The sequence below is a fragment of the Peribacillus alkalitolerans genome, from assembly GCF_010882125.1.
GTDB lineage: Bacteria > Bacillota > Bacilli > Bacillales > DSM-1321 > Bacillus_BN > Bacillus_BN alkalitolerans.
Window position 1 is genome coordinate 1 of the sequence record NZ_JAAGVZ010000010.1, and the last position, 15,738, is coordinate 15,738.

Sequence of the window (15,738 nt, forward strand, 5' to 3'; positions counted from 1 at the left end):
AGGTCACACCCGTTCCCATTCCGAACACGGAAGTTAAGCTCTTTTGCGCCGATGGTAGTTGGGGGTTTCCCCCTGTGAGAGTAGGACGTCGCCAGGCTTATATTATTCCGCAGTAGCTCAGTGGTAGAGCACTCGGCTGTTAACCGAGCGGTCGTAGGTTCGAATCCTACCTGCGGAGCCATATATATTGGAGAGCTGTCCGAGAGGTCGAAGGAGCACGATTGGAAATCGTGTAGACGGTCAACGCTGTCTCAAGGGTTCAAATCCCTTGCTCTCCGCCATTTACTTACTGGCCCGTTGGTCAAGCGGTTAAGACACCGCCCTTTCACGGCGGTAACACGGGTTCGAATCCCGTACGGGTCACCACTTTAATATGGAGGATTAGCTCAGCTGGGAGAGCACCTGCCTTACAAGCAGGGGGTCGGCGGTTCGATCCCGTCATCCTCCACCATATAGTTTAATTATTATTATCGCGGGGTGGAGCAACGAGCGAAGCTTCTGTGAAAATTCTACGAGTTGTAACAATCGAGCTGCTTCAAGAGTTTGCTTTCTGAGATTGTTACAGTCTAAAGAAAACTTAGCGCATAAACAAAATTGTATCATTTCTATTATCGCGGGGTGGAGCAGTCTGGTAGCTCGTCGGGCTCATAACCCGAAGGTCGCAGGTTCAAATCCTGTCCCCGCAACCAAATGGTTCCGTGGTGTAGCGGTTAACATGCCTGCCTGTCACGCAGGAGATCGCGGGTTCGATTCCCGTCGGGACCGCCATTTGTGTTGGCTCGGTAGCTCAGTCGGTAGAGCAAAGGACTGAAAATCCTTGTGTCGGCGGTTCGATTCCGTCCCGAGCCACCATTTATATTTGCCGGTGTAGCTCAGTTGGTAGAGCAACTGACTTGTAATCAGTAGGTCGTGGGTTCGACTCCTATCGCCGGCACCATTTTCATTAATATGTGGAGGGGTAGCGAAGTGGCTAAACGCGGCGGACTGTAAATCCGCTCCCTCCGGGTTCGGCGGTTCGAATCCGTCCCCCTCCACCATTTAAAATATTTAGGGGCATAGTTTAAAGGTAGAACAGAGGTCTCCAAAACCTCCGGTGTGGGTTCGATTCCTACTGCCCCTGCCAATAATATGTATGGCGGTTGTGGCGAAGTGGTTAACGCATCGGATTGTGGTTCCGACATTCGTGGGTTCGATTCCCATCAGTCGCCCCATTCATATTTTTCTAAAATGACTCATATAATGTTATTGGGGTATAGCCAAGCGGTAAGGCATAGCACTTTGACTGCTACATGCGTTGGTTCGAATCCAGCTACCCCAGCCATTTGCGGAAGTAGTTCAGTGGTAGAATACAACCTTGCCAAGGTTGGGGTCGCGGGTTCGAATCCCGTCTTCCGCTCCATTTTAATACTGGCGGCATAGCCAAGTGGTAAGGCCAAGGTCTGCAAAACCTTTATCACCGGTTCAAATCCGGTTGCCGCCTCCAATTATATTTTGATACGCCGGTGTGGCGGAATTGGCAGACGCGCACGACTCAAAATCGTGTTCCTCTGGAGTGCCGGTTCGACCCCGGCCACCGGTATCTTAACAAAGATCTTCAACTTTTAAAGTTGGAGATCTTTTTCTTTTTTAGATGTTATTTTGTTAGGCTATTTTGGATTCGGTTTGTTAAGGACAAATAATGAATAACGTTATAAAATAAAATACCCTATAAATCTCATTTACTGAAAGTATTAATTTAAAACAATATTGATACGTGAGCCTAATCAAATTAAACTGAAATAAAAATTAGATATGAAAAAGGTGGGATAAATTTGTGGTCTCCTGATGAGTATTTAGAACAAGCGTATCGAAATACGACGCAACGTCTTTCATTCAATGCGAACAATAGGAGGGAATGGTCTGAGTGGAGAGATACTCTTAAAAGGAAGTTTTCAGATATATTGGCTGTTCCCCCTAATGATCTAACAGAATTAAACCCAAAAATTTTGGAACATAATGAACTTGAAGATTACATAAGAGAACGTGTAGAATACTCAGTTGACATAAATTTAAGAGTCCTTGCTTATCTATTAATACCAAAAAATCAAACAAAACCATTGCCAACAATTATAGCCTGTCACGGACATGGCTATGGTAGTAAGGAATTGGTGGGATTACAACCGAATGGTAAAGAGAAACGTCTGGATCACAGTTATCATAAGGATTTTGCGATCGATTTAGTTAAGAGAGGTTATGTAGTATTAGTACCTGAAGTAATTGGTTTTGGTGATAGAAGATTAAAAGACGATTTAGAAAAGGAAGTCACTGAAAATTCTTGTTTTCGCTTAGCAACATATTTACTTATGCTTGGCAAAACATTGGCAGGGCAAAGAGTACATGAATTCCAAAAAGGGATTGATTTTCTTCACACAAGGCAAGAAGTAGATGCATCGAGAATTGGCTGTATGGGTTTTTCCGGAGGGGGACAAATATGTGCTTTTGCTGCTGCAATTGACGAAAGAATCAAAGCAGTTGTAATTAGTGGTTATACAAATACATTTAAGAGTAGTATTTTATCAATGCGTCATTGTATAGATAACTACCTACCTGGAATTCTTCAATATGCTGAAATGCCAGATATAATTGGCTTGATTGCCCCGCGTCCGTTATTTATTGAATCGGGGAAAGATGATCTTCTATTTCCAATAGAAGCTGCAGAACTTGCTTATTCTAAGATAAACAATATTTATCAATCCATAGGAAAATCAGGAAATCTTGGATGGGACAGCTTTTTTGGAGAGCATGAAGTGAATGGCCTAGTTTCTTATGATTGGTTGGACTCATACTTGTAAATAAAAAAAGATTAAAAAGGATTGATGCTTGCAAAAGATCAATCCTTTTTATTTACTTGAGCACAAGAAGTTCTCTCCCTTAATTCAGGCTCTAGAATTTGTATCATGGGAACAGAATATGGGTCATGAATTTGATGAAATAGGGAGTCCGTAATTTTTTTAGCTAATACTTCAACAGGAACACCAATACTTGTTAATGGGGTCTCTAAATTTCCCATATGTGGTATATTATCATAGCCGATAACAGATATATCCTTCGGAATAATGAAGTTGGCCTCTTTAAGTGAACGGATAATTCCCTCGCTTATATCATAACTTCCTCCAATAATGGCTGAAGGAATCCTAGATGATTGTAATAGGCGATTCGTCGCCATATACCCGTGATACCCATCCAATCCACCTGTATTAATTAAATACTGTTTATTAGTAGGTAAATTAAATTGTTTCATTACCTCTATAAAGCCTTCATACTTTTCGGTTTGCCTAGAATCGCCGAAGGTAAAATCACCAATATAAGCTATTTCCCTATGACCTAATTGATATAGATATTCGACAGCGAGAAACATAGCTTTTTTATAATTTACATCAATAAACGGGATTTTGGTTTGACTACTCGCAACTCCGTAGGAAATAATCGGTATTGTTGGCGAATGATTTATTAGTGATTGATCTTCATTTTCCTCAAAAATAATGATTCCATCTACTTGAAATCGTTTAAACATTTCAACAGCAGAATTTGTAGAATTAATGGACAATATCATAGAGTAATCATTGTTTTCAATTTCAGCATTAATTTTTGTAACGAGTGTTGATAAGGCAGCCCTTTCAATTGTAGGCCAAACTAGCCCAATGGTTTTGGTTTCCTTTGAGACTAACCTTCTAGCAGCAAAATTAGGTTCATACCCTAGTTCTTTTGCGATTTGAAGAATTTTTGATTTTGTTTCAGGCTTTACGAGAGGGCTATTATTTAAAGCTTTAGAAACAGTAGAGAAACTAACCCCTGTTACATTGGCAATATCTTTAATGGTCACACCCATATATAAATCCTCCAAAAACATCAAGAAAATAATAACGTTGTTAATAGTATATGAAAAATGCATATGAATCACAATATTAAACATCTAAGGACATTGGCGAGATTTTACCCATAGTAATAAAATCAGTGCAAAACAAAATTATATTGAATTTAATTTTGCGAAAAATCTAAAAATTGTTTGTTATTTCATTTACTTTTAGTTATTATAAATAACAACGTTGTTATTTAGAGCCGACTATAACTTATAATGAGAATAGAGGTGATTTTCATGAATAGTTTAAACAGCCAGGTTTCGTATAAGCAGCTCAGTGCCTTTTTTTTACCATTAGGTTTTTCTGCTAGCTTAACTTCTATTACACATGTCATTATTAATGGAACGTTAACAAGATCTGAAGATGCTGCTTTTATTATCGCATGTTATGCGGTGGCTTTTGCTTTATTCGGGATTGTGGAGAGACCGATTATTGTTATTCGTCAAACGAGTTCTGCTTTAGTAAAAGATAAACAATCATTTAAACTATTAAATATCTTTTTATTGTATGTAATGGGTATCGTTTTTTTGTTTAGTTCCCTCCTGGCATATAGTTCAATTGGGGATTGGATGTATGTCCATTTTTTTAATGCAGACGAAAATATGGTACATACTATTTCACAAACCTTTAAAGTAATTACCTTTGTTCTACTCTTTTCGGGAATACGTGCGATTTATCAAGGAATTATTATCAACCATCTTGAAACAAAGTGGCTTACTATCGGGGTGGTTATTAGACTTATTGGGATGTTTGTTATAGCTTATCTATTAGTCATTATGGATTATATTACAAGTATGGGAGGAGCTTTCATCTTCTTAGTAGGGATGATTATTGAGTGTGCTATTAGTGTCTGGAAAGGGCATTTCATTATCAAAGATTATCCAGAAAATTTGAATTCTAATAAACTAAGAAAGTCTGATATATTTAAATTTTATACCCCATTAGTTTTTTACTTTATTATTCAAACAATGATGATACCAATCGTTTATGTTTTTCTGGCAAAATCAGAGAATATTCAAATGGGAATTGCCTCGTTTGCTTTAGCCTCGAGTATCACCAATTTGGTTTTAAGCTTTTTTATGTATACACACCAAATCGTTTTACAATTTTATGAGAAAAATAAAAAAAGAGTCATAAATTTTACTCTGTTAATAAGTGTTATTCCCTCCGTTTTATTAGTAGTATTATGTTTTTCATCAGCAGGTAATTGGTTCATGGAAACTGTAATGGGGGCTGATCGGGTTTTAGCTGAAACTACTTTAGAAGTACTAAAGTTCTTTTTATTAAAAACAATAGTGTATCCAATTGTAGATTTTCTAAATGGGTTTCTAATGCTTCAAAGACAAACTAATCGTATGATCCTTTCACAAGTGATTAATCTAATCGCTGTTCTTATCACTCTTTCCATTTTGATATACACTGTCCCACAATTGAATGGGATAAATGGGGCCATTGCAGCATCGATTGGGGAAGTGGCAGGATTGGTTGTTGTGTATTCGATAGTTAATAAAATGAGTCAGAGGAAGATTAGCGGGAAGGAAAAGATTACGTTAGGCATATAGAAAAAGGGAGGCTAATAAAGTTTATTAGCCTCCCTTTTGTTTCCATACATGGGTAAAGTTAATATAAAAGTAAGTAGAGGGTTTTGTCAGGTTTAGTCGAAATATAAAGAATGCCATATGTAAGGATTGAATTCAAGATGACTATAAAACCTTTTTATTATCATTTCAAAATAAAAAATAAAATTTTTTCAATCATGTTGTTGTTATTAGTAATCTTTTGTATCTTCGGTATTTATGCATTTAATTATTTTTCAAGAATGTATGAAGATGAACTCTATAAACAGTCTGCTAAGACACTTCAATTATCTTCTGCTGTTTTGGATAAAGAATTAAATGAAATTGAACAACTTTCCTTTCAAATTAGTACAGATGATTTTGTGCAAAATTCTTTAAAACAGATAAAAGATAATCCAAAAGCATATGAAGTTTATCGAACAAAAGCCAAATTAATGGATACACTCGTTACATTCGCAACTCAAAAAAGATATATATCCTCTATTCAAATTATTGATTATTATCGTAAAAACTATGTTGCCGGATTTAATACGAAGATCAAATATCAGTCAAAGGATATACTCCCGCAAGTTTTCTCTAACAAAGGTGCAAATGTTTGGGCCGGGCTTGAAAACCAGAACAAATTAACAGCTACGAGAATCATTAGAAACAAAGAAAATTTAAGCCTTGCGTATCTTGGTACATTAATCATCACAATTGATATGGAAAAGCTCATTCGGGGTAGTCTAAAGATTCCCTCTGATAACGATTTTGTGATAACAAGAGATGACGGTATTGTCTATATGAGTAATCACAATAAAATAGATAATGATAGTATACCAATTGTTAAAGTTGGAAGCGGTTACGATATTATGAACATTGATAATAAGAACTTTTTAGTGGCTTATCAGGAATCAGAGTTTTCGAATTTAACTTACTATCATTTTCTTCCATTTGATAATATTACAGAACAATCAACCAACATCAAGCATTGGATGTTTATCTGCTTTATATTTATGTTATTACTTACTATATTCTTGAGTAGGAGAGCGGCAAGTGCCTTATCTAAACCTCTCGAAGGATTAACTGTAAAAATGAAGCAAGCTCAAAAAGGAAAATTTGAACAGTCTGACTTTAAGGAAGATACTTATCCTAATGATGAAGTTGGACAGCTACATGAAAATTTTCAAATTATGATTAATAAGACTAATGAATTAATAAAAGAAAATTATCAAAAACAATTAGTCATTAAGGAGACCGAGTATAAGGCGTTACAAGCACAAATTAACCCTCACTTTTTATACAATACCTTAGACTCTATTAATTGGATGGCAAAACTCAATAAACAACCCAATATTTCAATAATGGCAGAAGCATTGGGGAATATGATGAGAAATATTATTAGTAAAAAAGCACCGCTAATTTCAATTAAAGAAGAGCTGCAAATCGTCATTAATTATATAACGATCCAAAAGTACAGATATCAAGAAAGACTATATTTCTCGTTAGAAAGTTCACCTGATGTGGAAGAGTTTCTTATTCCAAAACTATCTATTCAACCAATTGTTGAAAATGCTATTCAGCATGGATTAGAAGAGTCTGTGGATGGATGTACCATATCCATAAGTACCCACTATTTAGATAATGGAAATATTAGTATTGTTATAGAGGATAATGGGCCAGGCATGGATGAAGGAACAATACAGTCTATTTTTAGCGGAGATTTAAAGTCTAAAAGAACCGGGATAGGATTATGTAATATTAACGATAGAATAAAACTTATGTTTGGAAATATATATGGAATAGAGATTAAGAGTGAACAGGATAAGGGAACTAAAGTTATCATCACATTACCATGTAGGATGGAGTGAAGGGGATCATGTATAAGGTACTTTTAGTTGATGATGAAATTAACATCCTAGAAGGAATAGCAGCACTTGTAGATTGGAAGAGCTGTGGAACACACCTTGTCAAGAAAGCTCATAATGGGCGTATGGCTTTTGATTTCATAATAGAAGATCCTCCTGACATTGTGATCTCTGATATTAAAATGCCAGGATTAAATGGCGTAGAATTGATTGAAAAAGTCAACAAAATATTTCCGAACATGAAGTTCATCATACTTTCTGGCTACGATGAATTTGAATATGCCAAAACGGTCATGCAATTTAATGTGAAATACTATTTGCTTAAACCTAGCAATGAAACAAAAATCGAAGAAGCATTACGAAAAGTGGTGCAGGAACTAGATGAACAGTTAGGTAAGGAACAATTTGTAACAAGTATTAAAAATAAGCTTCAAGATGTTATGCCTAAAGCAAAAGAACAATTCCTAAAGGAGATTATCACGAATAAAAAATATGGAATCCCTGAATGGGTATATTTTAGTCAACTATTTGAAATAAAGCTTACAACTGAAAATTTTAAATTAGTCGTTTTAGAAATAGATGAGGACCATGATTTTGAGAATATCTTTGCTTTAAAAGAAATCGTAGCAGAGCTATTAGATATTAACAACAAGATACAGCTATGTACAATCATTGGTGAGAAAATATTTATATTATGTGAAAATTGTCCTGATCCATGTTTAATTAATAGAATAAAGCAAGTAAAAGAAAGGTTCTGGGACATTTATAATATAAAATTCACAACAGCTATCAGTAGTGATGGAAGTATTAACCAACTTAGACGACTTTATAATGAGGTTATCGACTGTTTATCTCAACGCTTTTATTTAGGTAATGGAAGTATCATTTCAGTAAATGATTTACAAAAAGAAGATTCCTATTTTGATAATGTTCAATTGTTTGATCACGAGGATTTTATTTTTTCCATCAGAAGTGGGAATATTATGGAGGTTAAGCATTACTTAGAACTATTTTTTGAACAACTCAAAAAAGAAAAATACGATGTGAACGTGGTGAAATCGCATTGTCTTGAGATATATATGTCTATCATTAGACAAGCTAAAAAGGAAAAGATGGACGAGCTGTTTCATAAAATAATTGTTTTTCAAGAGTTTACTATATTAGGTGATTATAAAGAATTTATTGAAAGCGTTTCAGTCGAGATTGCTCAACAAAATTATGATCGAAATAAAGAATCTCAAAGTGACATCATACGAAAACTGATTGAATACGTAGGAAAGAATTTTGCTGATCAATCGCTCTCACTATCTAAAATAGCTAATGAGGTTTTTTATATGAATTCGGATTATCTAGGAAAACTTTTTAAAAAGGAATATGGTGAAAATTTTTCTAGTTTTCTAATAAAACTTAGAGTGGAAAAAGCGATTGATTTAATTGAAAATAACGGTCAGGTTAAAATGTTTGAAGTGGCTGAAGAAGTTGGGTTTGGAGACAATCCAAGATACTTTAGTCAAGTATTCAAAAAATATACAGGATTCACTCCTTCAGAATATAAAAATAACCTACTAATCAGCTAGCTTGCAGAGGTTTTCATAACCTCGAGCAAGCTTTTTTTATGACATAGACTCAGTAAAGGCTTTGTTTCATACGTGTTTGTTTTTTTATGGAAGGACATATTCGATATTGAGGCAGCTTTGTACCTTCCTGTGCGAGATGAAGGACATTTAGAGTAGGGTTCAGGTTGTATTGTTTTCATTTAGGGGGAAAAATGTAATCACTTATTCTTTCCCATAAAATCAAATCCTCTGATTTTTAAACATCAATGTCTGATATTTTTATTATTTAGAAAACTCACATAATTTATTATTATTTTAGAAAGCGTTTTCAATTTAAAAGGGGGGTTACAAGGATGAAAAAGAGAAACTTTTTACTGGTGCCTACGCTAATTTTGTCATTAGTACTAGGTGCGTGCTCAGGAAACCAAGCTTCCAATAATGAAAGCACTGAAAAAGAAAAAGAAAAAAAGGAAGTAGAAAAGGTTACGTTAAGAATGACTTGGTGGGGTTCTCAATCGAGACATGACCAAACACAGGCAATTATTGATTTATACGAAAAAGAAAACCCACACGTTACTATTGAACCAGAATTTACTGGGTTTGATGGTTATTTTGAAAAGATGGCTGCACAAGCGGCAGGTAACAATCTACCAGATATCATGCAGCAAAACTTTGGTGAGTATTTAAATCAATACGCAGATAAAGGCCTATTAACTGACTTAACAGAATTTGTGGAAAATGGAACAATCGATTTAGAAGGAGTAAGTGAAACAATCATGGAATCCGGTACAAAGGAAGGCAAGCTTCTGGGGATTCCAACAGGTACGAATGCTCTAGCAGCTGTTTACGATAAAGAAATGCTAGAAAAAGCAGGAGTAGCCCTTCCAAATGAAAGTTGGACTTGGGAGGACTACTTAACAGCTGCTAAGAAAGTTCACAAAGAATTAGGTACTTATGGTACTAGACTTTTAGAACCAAAGAATCTATTTGAATATTATTTAAGAGAAAAAGGCTTTAAGTTCTTTAATGAAGATGGAACAGGCTTAGGATACGATGATGACAAACTTTTAGAAGACTACTATGCAATGAATAAAGAGTTAGTGGACGCAGGTGTTGCACCAGGCTATGATGTCATTCAACAAATTAAGGGTGTTGAAGACGAACTAATCGTCCATGGTAAATCTCCATTTGATTTCCGTTGGTCAAATCAAGTAGGAGCTCTTACAAGTGCTGCTGGAAAACAATTTGAATTAACATTACTTCCAGGTGAAGGAAATGCTCAAGGTATGTTCTTAAAGCCTGCGATGTTATGGTCTATTCCTGAATCATCAAAGAATAAAGAAGAAGCAGCCAAGTTTATCAACTTCTTTATCAATAATAGTAAAGTTTATGAAATTGGTGGATCGGACCGTGGTGTTCCTCTTAAACAGGAAATTAGAGATGCAATGTCACCTAACTTAAGTGAAACAGATAAGAAAATCTTCGATTATATCGCTTTAGTAAATGAAAATAGCACTCCAATCGATAGCAACTACCCACCTGCATCAGCTGAGGTACTACAAGCATTAGCTGACATTGATGAGTTAGTTATTTATGGAGAATTGACTCCTGAAGCAGGTGCAAAGGAGTTTAGAAAGCAAGCAGAAGAGATTTTAAGTCGATAAAAATAAAAAAGTCGGTCCTGGTCTCTAACTACTGTCAGGACCACTTTTTTTTAGAATGCTAAGCATGCTTGAGTACTTTGGGAGCATCTTTCAAACTAACTATATCTTATAAGAAAGAGATGAGGGTAATGATACCGAAAAAAACTGAACAGCTAGACTCAGTTGTCAATATTCCAAAGACGACAGTTTCCAATAATCTCGTTAAACTTCTAAAGCCTAGAAAGAAAAAAGCTGGTTATGAAAATTTAACCGGATATCTTTTTATCTCACCTTTCATTATTGGATTGATTTGTTTAACACTATATCCAGTTGTATATTCCTTTTACTTATCTTTTACCGATTATGATTTGTTAGGAGATCCAAGGTGGACTGGCACTGATAACTATGTAAGGATGTTCACGAATGATCCGATGTTTTGGTCATCGATGAAGACTACATTCTTTTATGCAGGTGTCGCCGTACCGATTCGACTCGTTTTTGCCTTATTAGTAGCATTGGCACTAAATAAGATTGTCGAAATGGTTGGATTATACCGTACGATGTTGTACTTACCATCAGTAGTAGGTGGAAGTATTGCCATTTCAATTATGTGGAGACAATTATTTGGAAACGATGGAGCATTTAACTCGATTTTAGCTACGTTAGGACTGCCAACCCATTCTTGGTTAGGAGATCCTGATACAGCTATTTGGACAATTATTGTGTTATATGGGTGGCAATTTGGTTCATCAATGTTGATTTTCTTAGCTGGCTTGCGAAACATCCCAAAAACGTATTACGAAGCGGCAAGCGTTGACGGTGCTCGTCCGATTCAACAGTTTTTCATGATTACGCTGCCGCTCCTAACGCCAGTTATTCTTTTTAATACAGTCATGCAAGTTATAAATGGATTTATGGCCTTTACACCAAGCTTTGTTGTAACAAATGGTGGACCTATGAATAGTACAGTCTTATTCGTTCTTTATATGTATAGAAGAGCATTTGAATTCTTCGAAATGGGTTATGGCTCCGCAATGGCATGGGTGATGTTAGTTATTATTGCTGCCTTTACTGCGTTAATTTTTAAAACATCGGATAAATGGGTCCATTACGAAGGAGATCAAAAATAAGAAAGGAGAGTATGTTTATGTCTACTTCAACTAAAAAGAAGCTTAAAAAAATTACCCAGCATACGATTATGATACTCTTTACATTACTCATGCTCTATCCTCTTGCTTGGATGGTTGGCAGTTCTTTTAAAGAGAGCTCAACAGTCTTTATTGATGCTCATAAAATCCTTCCAGATGTATTCCGTTTTGAGAACTATGTAGAAGGCTGGAAAGGCTTTGGTGGAATTACGTTTTCAACCTTCTTTAAAAATTCCTTTGTCATTGTATTAATTTCAACAATCGGAAGTGTACTTTCTTCGACGTTAATTGCATTCGGATTCGCACGCATTAACTTTGTGGGAAAAAAATTCTGGTTTGTTTGCATGATGCTGACGATGATGTTGCCATATGAAATGGTTATGATTCCCCAATATATTATGTTTAATGGTTTTGGATGGATTGATACATACCTTCCTCTAATTTTACCAACGTTCTTTGGAGCACCGTTCTTTATCTTTTTAATTATGCAATTTATTCGTACAATCCCAACTGAGCTGGACCAAGCAGCCCAAATTGATGGATGTGGTACATTCGGAACATTCTTCAGAATTATCTGCCCACTAGTTTTACCAGCTATGATGACAGCAGCCATATTTTCATTCTACTGGCGCTGGGATGATTTCATGGGTCCTTTACTTTACTTAACAACTCCTGAGAAATATCCAGTGTCATTAGCCTTAAAACTATTTTCTGATCCAAACTCTGTCACAAACTGGGGTGCCATGTTTGCAATGTCGACAATTAGTCTAATCCCAGTATTCATCATTTTCTTCATTTTCCAGCGCTATATCGTAGATGGAATTAGCACGAGTGGGTTGAAATCATAAATTAGATTAAAGGAGTGGGAAAAATGGTTTCAATAAGCAGAAGCGAGAGGCGTAAACAACTTTTAACCCCTTTAGAGTGGGGAAAGGCAGCATGTGATTCTTTAATGGCGACTTATACACCTGCACAGCTACCTCCTGCTAATAGATGGCATTACCACCAGGGTGTCTTTTTATATAGCATGTTACAGCTAAATGAGACGGTTGGAAGTGAGGACTACTTCAACTATATCAGAGGATACGTCGACAATATTATTGATGAGGATGGAAACTTCTATTTTGATCGAGAAGAATTAGATTCGATTCAAGCTGGCCTATTACTATTTAAATTAGACCAAGTAACGAATGACCCGAGATATAAGATTGCGGCTACCAAGTTAAAGAATATGTTTCCTACCTTTAATAAAACCTCTGATGGAGGCTTCTGGCACAAGGATAAATACCCTTATCAGATGTGGTTAGATGGTTTGTATATGGGTGGAGTATTTGCTATGAATTACGGAAAACAGTATGGTGAGCCGGAATTATTAGAAATGGTCCTAGAACAAGAAAGACTGATGAGAAAACATACAATGGATGAAAAGACTGGATTATTCTACCATGCATGGGATGAAAAAAGGCATCAGCCTTGGGCAGACCCTGAAACTGGTAAATCACCTGAATTCTGGGGAAGAGCAATTGGTTGGTACGGTATTACCTTTAACGAAATTTTAGGATTTTTATCAAAAGATCACCCATCCAGACCTGAGCTTGTTCAAGCATTACAGGATCTTACTAAAGGACTGGTTCAGTTCCAAGATAGAGCTACTGGGCTTTGGTACCAAGTAGTAGATAAAGGACATGACATGAATAACTGGATCGAAACCTCTTGTTCAGCCTTATTTATCTATACAATTGCTCGAGCCATAAATGATGGTTATCAGGATGATAGCTTGAAGGAATATGCAATAAAAGGGTTCCGAGGTTTATTAGATAAAATGGAATTTAATGACGAGGGTGCATTTGTCATGCCTGAAATTTGTATCGGTACTGGGGTAGGCGATTATCAGCATTACTTAGACCGCCCAACTTGTGAAAATGATTTACACGGTGTAGGCTCCTTTATTCTAGCATGTATTGAAATGCAAAAATTATTACCTGAATTATAAAGTCCTAACTTTGTAGATTATAAAAAATGGGGTGCAAATCATGAAAAAGTTTGCAGTTTGTGGAGTAAGTAAAAGAGCAAACGGAATGTTTATTAAACCGATGCTTGAGAAGTTTTCAAAAACTAGTCAACTAGTTGCTTTACTAGACAACGATGCTAAAAGATTTACGGTCTGTAAAGATGAATTCCCACAAATTTCGAATGTTCCAGAGTATTTTGATTCAGAATTCGAAAAAATGGTGTTTGAAACAAAGCCTGACGTGATTATTGTAGCAGGTAGAGATGATACCCATGTCGATTATATCGTAAAGGCATTAAAGCATGATTTAGATGTAATCACTGAAAAGCCAATGGCGACAACAGCAGCAGACTGTAAAAGAATTATGGATGCAGAAGAGATCAGTAAAGGAAAAGTGACTGTTACATTTAATTATCGCTATAGTCCATACCATACAAAATTGAAGGAGTTAATCCTTGAAGGCAAAATTGGCAGAATTACTTCAGTAGATTTGAATTGGTATATAGATACATACCATGGCTCAAGTTACTTCCAACGTTGGAATCGTAATCGTGATTACTCAGGAGGGCTTTCTATTCATAAAAGCTCACATCACTTTGATTTAGTCAATTGGTGGATTGATCAAAAACCAGTTGAAGTATTTTCTTTTGGTGCACTCAATTACTATGGAAATAAAAGTGAGCTTAATCCGGCAGAAGAAGATGGACGTTATTGCTTTACATGTAATGTTAAGGATCAATGCTCTTACTACACTCGATGGAACTCAAGAAGTAACACGATAAAAGTTCAAGATGATCATATTGATTCCGATGCAAAAAGAAAAGATACCTACACCAATTATCGACCAGATCAATGTATCTTTGATTCTGAAATTAAGATTGAAGATACATATACAGCGACGATTAAATATGACAAAGGTGCTCTATTAAGCTATTCGATAAATTTTTCCTTACCATATGAAGGCTATAGGCTTGCAATTAATGGTACGAAGGGACGCCTAGAAACAACCGAGTTTCATGCACCATCACGTGTTCCTTTTCCAGTGAATGAGCAAACTATTGAATATTTTCCACTCTTTGGCTCTAAAGAAACCATTTATGTTGTCAAACGTGAAGGTGGACATGGTGGCGGTGACCCAGTGATTCAAGAAGATATTTTCCTGGGTGAAGATCCAACAAGACCTTATCGAATTCTTTCAGGAAGTGTAGATGGGGCATATGCTGTTACAACAGGTGAAGCAGTCTGGCGTTCAGCAAAAGAGAATAAACCAATCTATATTGAAGAACTTCTAAATACGCAAAAAGTGACTAATTAATAGAATGGTAGCTTCTGCAAATAGAGCTATCCCCTAAGTAATTTTGCAGAAGCTAAACCACCTATGTTAAAACCGCTGGGAAGGAGAAATATCAAATGGAGATGAACCGACTTTTAACAGGCATCTATAATCTATGCAGATGGATTACCCATTTTGCTTATATAAATCTTCTCTGGATAATGTTTACTTTATTAGGTGCAGTTATCTTAGGAATTGTTCCTAGTACTGTGGCAATGTTCGCAGTTGCTAGAAAAACAGCGATGGATAAAGAAGATATTCCAGTCTTTAAAACGTTCTGGAGAACGTATCGAACTGAATTTATTCGAGCAAATGGTTTAGGCTTGCTATTAATAGCCATAGGTCTAATTTGGTATTTGGACTTACAATTCTTTCGCCAGTTTGAAGGTCCATTTTATACCATTATGAGTTATCTAATGATGATGCTTGGAATGGTATATTTCATACTCCTTCTAAATATTTTTCCAGTTTATGTTCATTATGATTTGAAAATCTATCAATATTTGACCCATGCTTTAAAAATTGGATTTCTAAAACCTACAACAATCGTATGTATGTTAATTGGAAGTTTATGTACTTATTATTTTCTTATCTACTTACCTGGGTTAATACCAATCTTTGGGATTAGTTTTTTTGTTTATTTTAATATGTGGGTGGCTTATAAAACCTTTGAAAATATTGATGATGTTAAAGCTGAACAAACACATTCATATGTGTAGTTGAG

General features: G+C 35.8%; 11 protein-coding genes, 15 tRNA genes and 1 rRNA gene. 26 read left to right on the top strand and 1 reads right to left on the bottom strand.

Annotation, left to right across the window (positions count from 1 at the left end; all coding sequences use genetic code 11):
- The 17 genes from rrf to G3O09_RS13145 form a co-directional block, all read left to right on the top strand.
- Positions 1 to 97: ribosomal RNA gene (gene rrf, locus G3O09_RS13065) — 5S ribosomal RNA — on the top strand; the annotation flags it as partial.
- 9 nt (positions 98 to 106) lie between these two features.
- Positions 107 to 181: transfer RNA gene (locus G3O09_RS13070), tRNA-Asn, on the top strand.
- An 8-nt stretch (positions 182 to 189) separates the two neighbouring features.
- Positions 190 to 281 (top strand) — tRNA-Ser (locus G3O09_RS13075).
- A 10-nt stretch (positions 282 to 291) separates the two neighbouring features.
- A tRNA-Glu gene (locus G3O09_RS13080) sits at positions 292 to 366 on the top strand.
- A gap of 9 nt (positions 367 to 375) precedes the next feature.
- Positions 376 to 451: transfer RNA gene (locus G3O09_RS13085), tRNA-Val, on the top strand.
- Between the two features lie 161 nt (positions 452 to 612).
- A tRNA-Met gene (locus tag G3O09_RS13090) sits at positions 613 to 689 on the top strand.
- Positions 690 to 692: 3 nt separating this feature from the next.
- Positions 693 to 768: transfer RNA gene (locus G3O09_RS13095), tRNA-Asp, on the top strand.
- Positions 769 to 776: 8 nt separating this feature from the next.
- A tRNA-Phe gene (locus G3O09_RS13100) sits at positions 777 to 852 on the top strand.
- 9 nt (positions 853 to 861) lie between these two features.
- Positions 862 to 937, top strand: a tRNA-Thr gene (locus G3O09_RS13105).
- A 15-nt stretch (positions 938 to 952) separates the two neighbouring features.
- A tRNA-Tyr gene (locus G3O09_RS13110) sits at positions 953 to 1,037 on the top strand.
- 12 nt (positions 1,038 to 1,049) lie between these two features.
- Positions 1,050 to 1,123 (top strand) — tRNA-Trp (locus tag G3O09_RS13115).
- A gap of 12 nt (positions 1,124 to 1,135) precedes the next feature.
- Positions 1,136 to 1,211: transfer RNA gene (locus G3O09_RS13120), tRNA-His, on the top strand.
- Positions 1,212 to 1,246: 35 nt separating this feature from the next.
- Positions 1,247 to 1,321 (top strand) — tRNA-Gln (locus tag G3O09_RS13125).
- Positions 1,322 to 1,324: 3 nt separating this feature from the next.
- Positions 1,325 to 1,399: transfer RNA gene (locus G3O09_RS13130), tRNA-Gly, on the top strand.
- Positions 1,400 to 1,409: 10 nt separating this feature from the next.
- Positions 1,410 to 1,483, top strand: a tRNA-Cys gene (locus G3O09_RS13135).
- Positions 1,484 to 1,498: 15 nt separating this feature from the next.
- Positions 1,499 to 1,579, top strand: a tRNA-Leu gene (locus tag G3O09_RS13140).
- Between the two features lie 232 nt (positions 1,580 to 1,811).
- Positions 1,812 to 2,831, top strand: a complete 1,020-nt coding sequence (locus G3O09_RS13145) for an alpha/beta hydrolase family protein (protein WP_163101945.1) — start codon at positions 1,812 to 1,814, stop codon at positions 2,829 to 2,831.
- Between the two features lie 38 nt (positions 2,832 to 2,869).
- Here G3O09_RS13145 and G3O09_RS13150 read toward each other — a convergent pair whose 3' ends face one another.
- Positions 2,870 to 3,868 (bottom strand): LacI family DNA-binding transcriptional regulator, encoded by a 999-nt coding sequence (locus tag G3O09_RS13150; protein WP_163101946.1) that lies wholly within the window; start codon positions 3,866 to 3,868, stop codon positions 2,870 to 2,872.
- A gap of 267 nt (positions 3,869 to 4,135) precedes the next feature.
- Between G3O09_RS13150 and G3O09_RS13155 the strand changes: the two genes are divergently transcribed.
- From G3O09_RS13155 to G3O09_RS13195, 9 genes are all read left to right on the top strand, one after another.
- Positions 4,136 to 5,461 carry a multi antimicrobial extrusion protein MatE gene (locus G3O09_RS13155; protein ID WP_163101947.1) on the top strand — a complete coding sequence of 442 codons (1,326 nt, stop codon included), beginning with the start codon at positions 4,136 to 4,138 and terminating at the stop codon, positions 5,459 to 5,461.
- 137 nt (positions 5,462 to 5,598) lie between these two features.
- On the top strand, positions 5,599 to 7,326 hold the full coding sequence (locus G3O09_RS13160; protein ID WP_163101948.1) for a sensor histidine kinase: 1,728 nt from the start codon (positions 5,599 to 5,601) through the stop codon (positions 7,324 to 7,326).
- 8 nt (positions 7,327 to 7,334) lie between these two features.
- Positions 7,335 to 8,900: a response regulator transcription factor gene (locus G3O09_RS13165; protein WP_163101949.1), complete on the top strand. Its 1,566-nt coding sequence runs from the start codon at positions 7,335 to 7,337 to the stop codon at positions 8,898 to 8,900.
- A 332-nt stretch (positions 8,901 to 9,232) separates the two neighbouring features.
- Positions 9,233 to 10,543 (top strand): ABC transporter substrate-binding protein, encoded by a 1,311-nt coding sequence (locus G3O09_RS13170; protein ID WP_163101950.1) that lies wholly within the window; start codon positions 9,233 to 9,235, stop codon positions 10,541 to 10,543.
- A gap of 128 nt (positions 10,544 to 10,671) precedes the next feature.
- A complete protein-coding gene (locus G3O09_RS13175) occupies positions 10,672 to 11,652 on the top strand; it encodes a carbohydrate ABC transporter permease (protein WP_163101951.1) in 981 nt (326 codons plus the stop codon).
- A gap of 17 nt (positions 11,653 to 11,669) precedes the next feature.
- On the top strand, positions 11,670 to 12,518 hold the full coding sequence (locus G3O09_RS13180; RefSeq protein WP_163101952.1) for a carbohydrate ABC transporter permease: 849 nt from the start codon (positions 11,670 to 11,672) through the stop codon (positions 12,516 to 12,518).
- A 23-nt stretch (positions 12,519 to 12,541) separates the two neighbouring features.
- On the top strand, positions 12,542 to 13,663 hold the full coding sequence (locus G3O09_RS13185) for a glycoside hydrolase family 88/105 protein (RefSeq protein ID WP_163101953.1): 1,122 nt from the start codon (positions 12,542 to 12,544) through the stop codon (positions 13,661 to 13,663).
- 40 nt (positions 13,664 to 13,703) lie between these two features.
- Positions 13,704 to 14,996 carry a Gfo/Idh/MocA family protein gene (locus tag G3O09_RS13190; protein ID WP_163101954.1) on the top strand — a complete coding sequence of 431 codons (1,293 nt, stop codon included), beginning with the start codon at positions 13,704 to 13,706 and terminating at the stop codon, positions 14,994 to 14,996.
- A gap of 95 nt (positions 14,997 to 15,091) precedes the next feature.
- A complete protein-coding gene (locus G3O09_RS13195) occupies positions 15,092 to 15,733 on the top strand; it encodes a YesL family protein (RefSeq protein WP_163101955.1) in 642 nt (213 codons plus the stop codon).
- Positions 15,734 to 15,738: the final 5 nt, after the last annotated feature.